This is a genomic window from Staphylococcus sp. GW823-FHT05F06 (assembly GCF_058795495.1).
The window spans coordinates 52,704-64,855 of the sequence record NZ_JBXAHW010000009.1 but is presented as its reverse complement, the minus strand read 5'-3'; the positions used below and the strand labels follow the sequence as shown (position 1 = coordinate 64,855).

At 31.8% G+C, this 12,152-nt stretch carries 12 protein-coding genes and 1 tRNA gene; 3 read left to right on the top strand and 10 right to left on the bottom strand.

What is annotated here, in order from left to right; genetic code table 11:
• Positions 1-170 precede the first annotated feature (170 nt).
• A complete protein-coding gene (locus tag AC1Q7N_RS07375) occupies positions 171-791 on the bottom strand; it encodes a DUF4887 domain-containing protein (protein ID WP_002470802.1) in 621 nt (206 codons plus the stop codon).
• A gap of 864 nt (positions 792-1,655) precedes the next feature.
• On the opposite strand from AC1Q7N_RS07375, the gene AC1Q7N_RS07370 reads away from it, so the two are divergent.
• Both AC1Q7N_RS07370 and AC1Q7N_RS07365 read left to right on the top strand, forming a co-directional pair.
• A complete protein-coding gene (locus AC1Q7N_RS07370; protein ID WP_001829630.1) occupies positions 1,656-2,555 on the top strand; it encodes a TIGR01777 family oxidoreductase in 900 nt (299 codons plus the stop codon).
• A gap of 30 nt (positions 2,556-2,585) precedes the next feature.
• Positions 2,586-2,777 (top strand): hypothetical protein, encoded by a 192-nt coding sequence (locus AC1Q7N_RS07365; RefSeq protein ID WP_001829614.1) that lies wholly within the window; start codon positions 2,586-2,588, stop codon positions 2,775-2,777.
• A gap of 261 nt (positions 2,778-3,038) precedes the next feature.
• Here the strand turns inward: AC1Q7N_RS07365 and clpP are convergent, their stop codons facing one another.
• A complete protein-coding gene (gene clpP, locus AC1Q7N_RS07360; RefSeq protein WP_001829659.1) occupies positions 3,039-3,623 on the bottom strand; it encodes an ATP-dependent Clp endopeptidase proteolytic subunit ClpP in 585 nt (194 codons plus the stop codon).
• A 188-nt stretch (positions 3,624-3,811) separates the two neighbouring features.
• Here clpP and AC1Q7N_RS07355 point away from each other — a divergent pair.
• Positions 3,812-3,883: transfer RNA gene (locus tag AC1Q7N_RS07355), tRNA-Arg, on the top strand.
• A 67-nt stretch (positions 3,884-3,950) separates the two neighbouring features.
• On the opposite strand, the gene whiA is transcribed toward AC1Q7N_RS07355, so the two are convergent.
• The 8 genes from whiA to hprK form a co-directional block, all read right to left on the bottom strand.
• A complete protein-coding gene (gene whiA / locus AC1Q7N_RS07350; protein ID WP_002438915.1) occupies positions 3,951-4,895 on the bottom strand; it encodes a DNA-binding protein WhiA in 945 nt (314 codons plus the stop codon).
• Between the two features lie 128 nt (positions 4,896-5,023).
• On the bottom strand, positions 5,024-6,019 hold the full coding sequence (locus AC1Q7N_RS07345) for a gluconeogenesis factor YvcK family protein (RefSeq protein ID WP_001829626.1): 996 nt from the start codon (positions 6,017-6,019) through the stop codon (positions 5,024-5,026).
• Positions 6,019-6,927 carry an RNase adapter RapZ gene (rapZ, locus tag AC1Q7N_RS07340; RefSeq protein ID WP_001829594.1) on the bottom strand — a complete coding sequence of 303 codons (909 nt, stop codon included), beginning with the start codon at positions 6,925-6,927 and terminating at the stop codon, positions 6,019-6,021. Before rapZ ends, AC1Q7N_RS07345 begins: the two co-directional genes overlap by 1 nt.
• A 175-nt stretch (positions 6,928-7,102) precedes the next feature.
• Positions 7,103-8,035, bottom strand: coding sequence for a thioredoxin-disulfide reductase (gene trxB / locus AC1Q7N_RS07335; RefSeq protein WP_002438914.1), 933 nt, complete (start codon positions 8,033-8,035; stop codon positions 7,103-7,105).
• Positions 8,036-8,099: 64 nt separating this feature from the next.
• A complete protein-coding gene (locus AC1Q7N_RS07330) occupies positions 8,100-9,539 on the bottom strand; it encodes a tetratricopeptide repeat protein (RefSeq protein WP_002438913.1) in 1,440 nt (479 codons plus the stop codon).
• Complete coding sequence (locus AC1Q7N_RS07325) at positions 9,506-10,033, bottom strand: acyltransferase (protein WP_001829620.1); 528 nt, start codon at positions 10,031-10,033, stop codon at positions 9,506-9,508. The genes AC1Q7N_RS07330 and AC1Q7N_RS07325 overlap by 34 nt, the downstream gene beginning before the upstream one ends.
• 5 nt (positions 10,034-10,038) lie before the next feature.
• A complete protein-coding gene (lgt, locus tag AC1Q7N_RS07320; RefSeq protein ID WP_001829638.1) occupies positions 10,039-10,878 on the bottom strand; it encodes a prolipoprotein diacylglyceryl transferase in 840 nt (279 codons plus the stop codon).
• A 5-nt stretch (positions 10,879-10,883) separates the two neighbouring features.
• A complete protein-coding gene (hprK, locus tag AC1Q7N_RS07315; RefSeq protein WP_001829649.1) occupies positions 10,884-11,816 on the bottom strand; it encodes an HPr(Ser) kinase/phosphatase in 933 nt (310 codons plus the stop codon).
• Positions 11,817-12,152 lie beyond the last annotated feature (336 nt).

Sequence of the window (12,152 nt, the reverse complement as noted above, 5' to 3'; positions counted from 1 at the left end):
ATAAAAAGGGTGGGACTGAATTCATTTTGAATTCGAAGTCCCACCCTTTGGGCTAACTCGAGTTAATAAAGATTAAAATTAACGAATCATGGCTTACTTAAGTGACCTTAAAACTATTTTTAGGAATAGTCACAAGATGAACTTTCCAAAAATTTTTAAGTTATTTCTTATTAATCCTTTTTTGAGCTTTGAGAATTTTGATTGTTATTATTTTGTTTTTGTGTGTTCTGCCCCGAACTAGCATTTTGATTGCCACTATTTCCATTGTTTTGTGGTCTGGTTGACTGTGTTTGATTTGATTTATTTTGGGTACTTTGACGATTCTCTGATGACTGGTTAGATTTATTTTGTTGTGGCTTTTGTTGTGTTGACGATTGATCTTTTTCATTTGGGCTTTCTTTAGAATTTGAACTGTCTTGTCTAGTTTTTTTTCTTTCATCAGTTTTTGGTTCTTTTGCTCTCTTTTCTCCTGTTTGTGGATTTTGTCTCACCGGAGTTTGAGTTGTAGGTCTTTGTGGCGTTTGAACAGTTTGTTGCGTTTGTTGCGTTTGTTGAGTTTGAGGAACTTGTTGCGTTTGTTGTGTATTATTCTTTTTTTCTTCCACCGATTTTTTATCTTTTTTTTCCTTTTTGTCTTTATCGTCTTTTTTCTTTTCTTGCTGTGTTGTTTTATCACTGAGTCGTTCGTTACCTTTTTTTGAACTATCGACAAATGAGTAAATACCAAATGCTAAACCTATTAATAATAGCAAAACTACAATCGCACTAATAAATTTGGAGATACCGCTCATATTGTTTACCTCTCTTTCATTCTTAAACACGAATTTATCTTAAAAACAATACTATTGAATCATTGTAAAAAATCAAATCTCAACTATTTTCAATAATTAAAAGTAGTATTTCCCTAAAATTTTTTCATAAGAACTTTTGGGAATAATTAAATAAAAAGTTTAATGAGATTATATAATAGTGATATTTGAGTTTAATCAATCAATACAACTTTATATTTAATTATCTCATACATGATAACATCATACTGATTGATTAACATCATTTTTAAATAACTTAATCAAATCTTAACACGAGTGTTCGTAAATTTACCTATTACATTTGCCTGTGCAAAATGATTCACAACATCATTTAAAAAAGTTTAAAATAAACAGTGTTATAAAGTGAAACCATTTCACAAGTATAAAAAGTAGAATTAGTTTTAACTTCATTTTTACTATTTTATAATTATTTAAAAAACATTTTATAGTTAGAACATAGATACTTTAATTTATTACCACTCTAACCTTTTATTTTACGGAATAAACAATATTAAAATTGTAATCTTTTATACAGTATTCACTATTAAATGGGTATATGTATTCTAGGATAGAAAAAAAGGATCCATACGTTGCTCGCACGGATCCACTACTAAAGGGAGTCAAAATTTACCTTCGTTAGTATATTATGGGGTATACTCATACTAATTAAGAGATGTTTAATTAATTATCGAAGGTACAATTTTATTATAACTAATCTGTTTTTATTTTAAATGCATATTAAAAAAAGTCTTTGACATCTTATTGGCTAAAAAATGTATAAAATATGAATAATAATAATAAGTATCAATAAGATGACAGCTTTTTATTTTCAGATGAGGTGAAACTATGAAACGCTATTTAATTACTGGTGGAACTGGCATGGTCGGTTCCCACTTGGTCAACGAAATTAAACAAACCGATGCACATATTACAATTTTAACCAGACAGGATAAAACTTCTAATCATCCCAAAATCACGTATATCAACTGGTCAAAAGAGGGTTGGCAACATCAAGTACCAGATATAGATATTGTTATTAATCTAGCTGGTGCAACGTTGAATAAACGTTGGACATCTTCCCACAAACAAGCGATGATGCTTAGTCGTATTCAATCAACGCAAACACTATTTGAACTTTTTGAAACACGTGAACACAAACCAGAAGTTTTATTTAACGCAAGTGCAATGGGCTACTACCCTCCAGATTTATTTACAAGTTATACGGAATTATATCGAACACTTCCATTTGATTTCTTATCAGAAATTGTATATCAATGGGAACGGTTTGCGAATAAATTTAAGCAATTCGGTACACGTGTCGTTTTAGGTCGATTCGGTCTTATTCTATCAGACGATGGTGGTGCTCTTGAAATGATGGAACTTCCGTATCGTTTATATGTTGGGGGAAAACTCGGCTCTGGAAGACAATGGTACTCTTGGATTCATATCGATGACTTAATTAGAGGTATTTTATTTACTATCAATCATGATAACGCTGAAGGTCCATTTAATTTAACTGCACCTATTCCTGAAAGACAAAACTTATTTGGTTATACTTTAGCACGTGCGATGCATAAACCACATGAAACGTGGGCACCTAAATTGATACTACGTGCAGTGCTAGGTCAGATGTCTACTGTCATATTAGATACACAAAAAGTACTTCCAAATAAATTACATGCACTAGGTTTTGAGTTTAAGTATAATAATTTAAGAAATGCTTTAGATGATTTAATTAAAGCTTAAGAATTACATCGTAAGAAGAAGGGATATAAAATGAAAGATACTCAGTTAACATATATATTATTAATCATTGCAAGTATTTTATTAATTGCTAATGGTATATTTGCATTTGAACGTACGTTATCAATGATATTAATGTCGATATTATTTATATTAGTTGGAATCATTTTATTATCAACAACATTGAATACCATGTATCAATCATCAAAACACTCAAAACGTTAAATTTCATCAGTTTAAAGTAACAATCATTTTATTAAACATAGATAAATGAAAATCTCTCGGTTTGAATAACACTTTTAATAAATGAAAAACGGTAATAATCCATTTTGTAAGGTATTTATCTTTTTTTAATTACATCGTTTTTTCTAAATCTATATTCATATATTATTTAAAATAAAAACCCTAGTAGACAAATGACAAAATATACATTGTCGTCTACTAGGGTTTTGTGTATTAATCAATAATCATACAACGTTTATTTTATTATTTTTCTGGTTCCATTACTTCATCAATTAATCCATATTCTTTAGCTTCTGCAGCTGTTAAGAAGTTGTCGCGATCAGTATCTTGTTGAATTTTTTCAATTGATTGACCTGTACGTTCTGATAAAATACGATTTAATTTTTCACGTGTTTTTAAAATATGATTTGCTGCAATTTCAATTTCAGTTGCTTGTCCTTGTGCACCACCTAATGGTTGGTGAATCATAACTTCAGCATTAGGTAGCGCAAATCGTTTACCTTTTGCACCTGCTGCTAACAAGAATGAACCCATAGACGCTGCCATACCAATACAGATTGTTTGAACGTCTGGTTTGATATGTTGGATAGTATCATAAATAGCAAATCCAGCAGTTACACTGCCACCTGGTGAATTAATATATAAATAAATATCCTTTTCAGAATCTTGCGCTTGCAAGAATAATAATTGTGACACAATAGAGTTAGCTACGTTATCATCAATTTGAGAACCTAGCATGATAATACGGTCTTTCAACAAACGTGAATATATATCATACGCACGTTCACCGCGGTTAGTTGTTTCAATAACTGTAGGAATTAAATTCATTTATTTTTCCTCCTTATAATAACTGTTAAAATTATTTTACCTTAAAAGTCAAAAATGGTCAAAGATTAAGCTTATTAATCAAAAATTCAATTTGACGCTTAACCTTTTCATTTGTAAACTAGAATTATCGTTTTCATTGTACCGTCATTATTGAACGACGTACAGAAATGTGATTATTTCAATATTTACCCCTCGTAGTGTAATGGATAACACATAAGATTCCGGTTCTTAAAATAGAGGTTCGATTCCTCTCGAGGGGGTTGCTGAATGATGAGGAGATTTTAATGTCTGAGCTTATTTGTAATCTCAGTCTTAAAATCTCATTTTTTATAATTCAATTTGTTCACCATTTCTTATTTTATCCGCTAATTCATTCAACTTTCTTAAACGGTGATTCATACCTGATTTAGATATAGGCCCTGTAGAAACCATCTCACCCAATTCTTTTAACGATATTTCTTGATGTTCTACTCTGAGCTTCGCTACTTCTCTTAAACGATCAGGTAAATTTTCAAGCCCAATTTCTTCATCAATTAATTGTATACTTTCAACCTGTTTCATTGCTGCGCTAACAGTTTTATTAAGATTTGCTGTTTCACAATTAACAAGACGATTAACCGAATTACGCATATCACGGACAATTCTTACATCTTCAAACTTTAACAATGCTTGATAGCCACCTATCAAACTAAGAAAGTCGGAAATTTTTTCAGCTTCTTTAAGATACGCAATACTCCCTTTTTTACGTTCCAAATGTTTCGCATTGAGTTCATAACTATTCATCAATTTAGTAAGACCTTCGGAATGATCTTCATATTGTGAAAAAATTTCAAGATGATATGAAGATGTTTCAGGATTATTTACAGAACCACCTGCTAAGAAAGCCCCTCTTAAATAACTTCTTTTCATTTCATCATCTTTAATCATATCCGGATCAATATCGTGAGTAAAAACTCCCTTTTTTAAAATTCCTAAATCATTTAGTATTTCTTTCGCTAACATCTTTGTTCGACATATATAAATATTGTTTTTTTTCAATTTCATCTTTTTTCTAACTAAAATTTCAACTTCAACATTAAATATACGTTTGATAAGAGAGTAAATTCGACGAGCTGTTGTCGCATTTTCTGTCTGTACATTAATTACAAACTGTTGATTTGATAGACTAAGTGCGCCATTCATGCGAATTAATGCACTGAGCTCTGCTTTAGCATTCGATTCGTCAACTTCTATGCGTGTTAGTTCATTTTTCATATCTGATGCAAAGCTCATTGAACACTCACCCTTCCTAACCCTTTTTTCTATTCTTATTTATAGTATCGCCAATGAGGTGTAAAGTTATTTTCTAATTCTAAACACACACTTAAGCTATCATATCATAACTACGAATTCGCTTATAATTATTTCTTTTTATCACTAGGAGTAAAGCGAATTGTACTTGTTAATTCTAAGGCAAGTTCATAAATCATTTTTGATAATACTTTTGTGTTATGTCTGACATAGTGTTCATTAGATATTTCAACTAAATTAGATGCCGTTAAAACTCTAATTCCACTATCTTTTAATTGTTCTTTATGTACTGCTACTGGTTTCGAATTCTTTTCTTCATATCGTTGTAAAACATCTTTACTATAGGATTCTGAGCTACATATGACAAAATCAATAAATGGTTCACCAACTTGTCGAGTAAGTGCATCAATATGCTCTTTGACATCATAATTATCAGTCTCGCCTGGTTGTGTCATAACATTAGATACATAAAGTTTTGGAGCAGATGTACGTAATAATGCTTCTGAAATACCTTTGACACATAAATTTGATATAACACTTGTATATAATGAACCTGGTCCTAAGACAATTAAATCTGCTTGTTCTAAAGCTTCTATCGCTTCATTCATTGGTTCAACATCACTTGGTTCTAAAAACACACGATCTATTTTTTTATGTGTTTTAGGTATATTAGTTTCTCCATGTACAATTTCACCGTCTTCCATCACCGCGTTGAGTTGCACACTTGCGTTTGTTGAAGGGATGACTTGGCCTTTAATATTTAAAACTTTGCTTAACTCTTTAATAGCGTGTCCAAAATCATTAGTAATGTTAGTCATTCCAGCAATAACTAAATTACCTAATGAATGCCCATCTACTTGATTTTCACCAAAACGGTACTGGAACAATTGAGTTAATATCGATTCTGAGTCACTTAAAGCAGCAATGACATTACGAATATCACCAGGCGCTGGAATATCCATGACATCTCTAATTTTCCCCGTGCTCCCACCATTGTCCGCTACAGTAACAATGGCAGTAATGTCTATTGGAAATTCTCTAAGGCCTCTAGCAAGGACAGAAAGTCCAGTGCCACCACCAATAAGTACTACATTCATTTGTTTCATTATCTCTCTCCACTTTCAATATGCGCATCTCTATGATGCACATAAACATTATATTCAAAAATCTCGTTAAGATATTCAGCTAAACGTTTAGCTAATGCGACTGATCGATGTTGTCCACCCGTACAACCTATAGCAATAACCAATTGCGATTTACCTTCTTTTTTGTAGCCAGGAATCATAAATTTTAATAAATCTGTTAATTTATCAAAAAATATTTGGGTTTCTTTCCACTTCATAACGTAATTGTACACTGGCTCATCTAAACCAGTAAATGGACGCAATTCCTCTACATAGTAGGGATTAGGTAGAAATCTGACATCAAAAACTAAATCAGCATCCATTTGTATACCATGCTTGAAACCGAAACTTGTCACGTTGATTGTAAATGTTTCAAAGTTTTCATCTAAATAAAACTTTGAAATGCGTTGCTTTAATTCTTTAGGTTTTAATTTTGTTGTATCAATCACGTAATTAGCGATACTTCGGATTTCTGATAGATGTTCACGTTCCTCATTTATTGCATCTATTAATGATCTTTGTCCTTGTTCATTTAGTGGGTGCGCTCTTCTTGATTCTTTATAACGTGAAATAATTTTTTCAGTTTTAGCTTCTAAAAACATAACATCTAAAATCACGTCATTACGACTTTTAATAATATCAATTTCTTTAACTAGAGATTTAAATAATTCCTTACCTCTTAAATCTATTGCAATTGCTACTTTTTGCAATGAAGGATTTCCTTGAGCCATCAATTCTACAAATTTAGGTAATAGTACAGGTGGTAAATTATCTACACAGAAAAATCCCATATCTTCGAGACTTTGAATCACCAATGATTTACCCGCTCCAGACATACCTGTAACAACTAACAATTCACTTTTACCCATTTCTTTTTCGTTGCTTGTCATTTTCTTAAGTCACCGCCAATTATAATCTTCAATCAATATCATTATATTAAATTCATCTTATCACACTCAAATATGCAAAGTAACATACTTATATTGTAATTAAAAAAGCTAGAATCATTGATGACGATACTTTGACGCAAACAATGTTCTAGCTATGTGTAAAATGAGTTAAATTTTAATTATCTTTTAATTCTGTAATATAATCAGCTGCACTTTGAGCCGCAATACTACCGTCTCCTGTAGCAGTAACAATTTGACGTAACCCTTTATCACGAACGTCACCTGCAGCAAAAATACCTCGTACTTTAGTACTCATGTCATCTTGTGTGACAATGTATCCCGCGTCATTTGTAATACCAAGATTTTTAAATGGTGCTGTGAGTGGTTTCATTCCAATATAAATGAATACACCGTCGGCATCATAAGTCTGTTCAGCACCATCTTTAGTTGATTCAAGTGTAACTGAACCAACTTTACCATCTTTTTCATTAATTGTTTTAAGTGTATGACTCCAAATAAAGTCAACTTTATCATTTTTGAAGGCACGTTCTTGCAAGATGTTTTGTGCACGTAATTCATCTCTACGGTGAACAATCGTTACTTTATCTGCAAATTTAGTTAAGAAAGTACCTTCTTCTACCGCTGAATCTCCGCCGCCAATTACGAAAAGACGTTTATTTTTAAAGAATGCTCCATCACAAACCGCACAATAACTTACTCCACGTCCTCCTAATTCTTGTTCACCAGGAACGCCAATCTTTTTATACTCTGCTCCAGTTGAGATAATAACTGCATGTGCTGTTATCTCTTTATTCCCTAAATTGATAACTTTATAGTCGCCTTTATCTTCAACAGATTTAATATCGCCATATTGGTATTCCGCACCAAATTTTTTAGCATGTTCAAACATTTTAGTAGATAAGTCAGGACCTGTGATCATCTCAAATCCTGGAAAATTCTCTACTTCTTCAGTGTTTGCCATTTGACCGCCTGGCATACCGCGTTCAATCATGACAGTTTTTAAATTGGCACGAGATGCATATACTGCTGCTGTCATACCGGCAGGACCTGCACCGATTATTGCTACATCAAAATCTACTTCAGTCATTTTAAATGCCTCCTACTTATTAATCATTATGCGCATTATATATCATACTTTTCATTTCATAAATTTATATGCTCAATATAAATTCAATTGCTTTATTCAGTTTGTATCTAGAAACATTAAAATCGTCCATCAATTGCCTCTTGGTAAGTGGTTGGCTAGAACGACGATACGATAGGTAAACAAATGCAGCTACATATCTATCGACATCTACTAAATCTACATTTTCAGCTATAATCATTTCTGCTTGATTAATCCAATCTGTAAATAAAGACGTGTTATATTTGAATTTCTTAAAATTATACAACCTTTGCATACCTCTGTGTATAAAATCTAATTTATTGAGTGTGAGTCCTTGTACCAAATATGTGAGATAAAGTTTCTCATAGTCATTCATTGATTCAAGAATTGACCAAATATCTTCAGTCATTAGTATTTCTTTTCCATTTAATTGATGAAGTAAAAAAATACCGTAAAGTCGATAATGATTATTATCATCTAGTAATAATGGTAACACTCGTGATTCAAATACCGTTTTACTTTCCTCAATTACCCAAGGTGCATAACCAACATCAACTTCAGAAATTTGAGTGAGCTTGTTCCACATCTCAATACTTTCGTCTTTATTTCCTAGGTAATAAAAATTGAAACTCAATGCATTATACATTTGAATAGAGACAAATTTACCTTTTTTATAAAGTGGATAAAGTAAATTTTGAGAAGCACGATACTGTTTTAAATAACTCAATACGATTCCTAATTTAAAGGTTTCGTCGTCATTTAGTGGTACTACTTTATTAAGTATTTTAAGATATTTTTGATATTTTTCTGTTTCTTTTTTATTATAAAGTAATAATGTGTAGTGACAAAGTGCATGCACGTCTGAATTATCTTCCTTTAAAAGTTCTTCAAACATTGCTTTGGCGCTATCATACTCACCTAGATACAAATAACACATTGCAAGTAAATTCCTAATCACCCTATGCTGTTGTATCTCGTAAGATTGATTCAAAATATATGTTCGGGCTTCTTCTAACCTACCTTGCGAAAAGAGAAATTGAAATAAAAGTTGTGTTGAAAACAATTGTGCTTCTAATTCAATTTTTTGTTCATTTGTATACGTGACTTCGAATGTTTTTTCAAGCATTTCTCTAAAATCTTTATCCTCTGACAATATTACATAATTAATACCAAACAAGAATGCCTTGTTTGGCTCGTTTAATTCTATATTTAATTGACTTAGTTCATAGAAACTTTCTGCTACATGAAAGTCTTTAACAATATTCTCATAAAATAGACGTTCTGCTTTTTTGCCGATATTTAATTTAACTAAACATTGAGCATAGTGTTGTTGAATATCAAAATCCTTAGGTGACAACTCAAGCACTTTTTCATAATATTCTGCCGCCTTCTTGTAGTCCTGTTGTCGCCACTTTTGGGTAGCCATTTTACGATAAAAAGCCTCATCAAAAATCATTGGAATGATGTTATTTTCTTTTTGTGCCATTCATTGTCACCTCCTGAATCTAATTGTATTTGCATAGGATTACCAAATGCAAAACTGTAATCGGGAACATCTTTAGACACAACCGTACCCGCACCAATTTTAACATGATTTCCTATGGTTATTCCTGGTAATATTGTCGTATTTGCACCTATTAAAGTGTAATCGCCTATAATGACTTTTCCTACTCTCCACTCATCAACAAGTACTTCGTGAGTTAATATTGTTGTATTATAACCAATGACTGTATTCTTGCCAACCGAAATGTATTCTGGATAAAACAAATCAGGCAACACTTTATATGCAAATGAAGTATGATTCCCGACATCCATTTTTAAAAGCTTTTTATATATTTTATTTTTAAGTTTCATACTAGGAACAAATCTTGCAATTTCTATAATCAACGTTTGCTTTAGCACTTTTACGAATTTAATTTTTCTATATATATGCCATAAAGGATTCACTTGATGATGCTTCTCTTTACTTAATCTTCTCAAAATAATCACTTAGCCTTTTTAATCGGCCATGTTAATGGTCCTGAATTTTCATATTTTATTGGTTGGTATTTAACTCTTCTATAAATTACGAATATCACACTAATCATAATAAGCACGACAGAAACAAGTTGCGCGACACGTATATGACTCGTAAGCATCAAACTATCGGTTCTCATCGCCTCAACGAAAAAGCGCCCTACAGAATACCAAATAAGATAACCAAAGAATGTCTCTCCAAGTTTTAGACGTTTCCTTAAAGTAATTAAAATGACAAAACCTATTACATCCCAAATAGACTCATATAGAAACGTCGGGTGGTAATATTGGCCTTCAATATACATATTTCTAATAATAAAGTCTGGCAAATGTAAATGTTCTAGAAAAGCTCTAGATACTGGACCTCCATGCGCTTCATGATTCATAAAGTTTCCCCAGCGTCCTATCCCTTGAGCTAAAATAATACTTGGTGCCACAATATCTCCTATTTGAAACGGATGTAGATTTTTGATTTTACAAACAATAATCCCAGAGATAAGTCCACCAATTAAGCCACCATGTATGGCAATACCACCATGCCAAATTTTTGGTATCTCACTCAAGTGATTCATGTAATATGGCCATTGAAATGTAACAAAGTATATTCTCGCAACTATGAATCCAACAATCGCGCTATAAAATATAATATCGATTAAGGTGTCTTTATGTAATCCAACCTGTTTCAATGCTGCTTGTGCAATGAAGTATCCAAGTAAGATACCACAAGCAATAATAATTCCATACCATCGAACTTGGATTGGTCCCAAGCTAAAGGCAACAGGATCGATATATCCTAATGTTATATTCATGTGTGTTACTCCTCACTTTTATGACTATTTCGAACGATTTCTTCATTAAGTCTCTCATTAAATTCAACTGCTGTATTAATACCCATGATATTAAGACGATAATTCATAGCAGCTACTTCAATAATTACTGCTACATTACGCCCTGGTCTAACTGGTATCGTTTTTTTAGTGATTTCCGTATCAAGAATTTTCAATGTTTCTTCATTAAGACCTACACGATCGTATAATTTATTCTTATTCCAATTTTCTAAATTAATATTTAATCGAATTTGTTTTTCAGTTAATATTGATCCTGCTCCAAACAAAGTCATAACATTAATGATTCCGAGACCACGAATCTCTAGCAAATGTTCGATAAGTTTAGGCGGTTTCCCTACAAGTTCATCCTTAGTAATTTCTTTGATTTCTACATTATCATCAGCCACTAATCTATGGCCTCGTTTGACTAATTCTAATGCAGTTTCACTTTTCCCAATGCCAGAATCTCCTGTAATTAGTACACCTACACCGTAAACATCAACAAGTACACCGTGCAAAGAAGTAGTTTTCGCGAGTTCATGTTCGAGAAATGTCGTTAACCTACTCATTAAACTCGTTGTGGCATCTTTCGCAACAATAATTGGTGTATGCGTTTCTTGAGATGCTTGTATAAGTTCTTCGGGTGGTTCTAACCCACGTGTAACAATAATCGCTGGAGTTTCAGGTCGGCATAATTTTCTCATTCTTCCTTTCTTCTCTTCATCTGGAAGTAAATTATAAAATGATAACTCCGTTGTCCCTAATAATTGAATACGGTCTGAAGCATAATGTGAAAAATATCCAGCCATTTCTAAACCTGGACGTGAAATATCTGTGTTTTTAATTGGTCTATCTAAACCTTCTTCACCAGTAAGTAATTCTAAATTTAACGTATTAACTAATCTATCTGTTGTTAACATGCATTCACCTCAAATTTCATAAGCCATTCGTATCTTCCTTTTCTATTATCATATCAAAAATCAACACATGTTTTATATTAAAATGATGATTTAAAATTTTAAAAGTTTCTTAAATCATTACTGTTTTAAGACAAACTAGATTTTATCTCCATTTTACAATCGAGTAGTTGACTGATTGAGTTAAAAAATATACCTTAAATAATAATCTAAATCGAATTTCAAATAACTATTTGATGATTTATGCTCAAATTAATGAAATTAATTTAATATAAAAAGCTCTAAGATTCTTTGTGTAAAAGTCATCTTAAAGCTTTTTAAGTTAATCTATCATTTTAT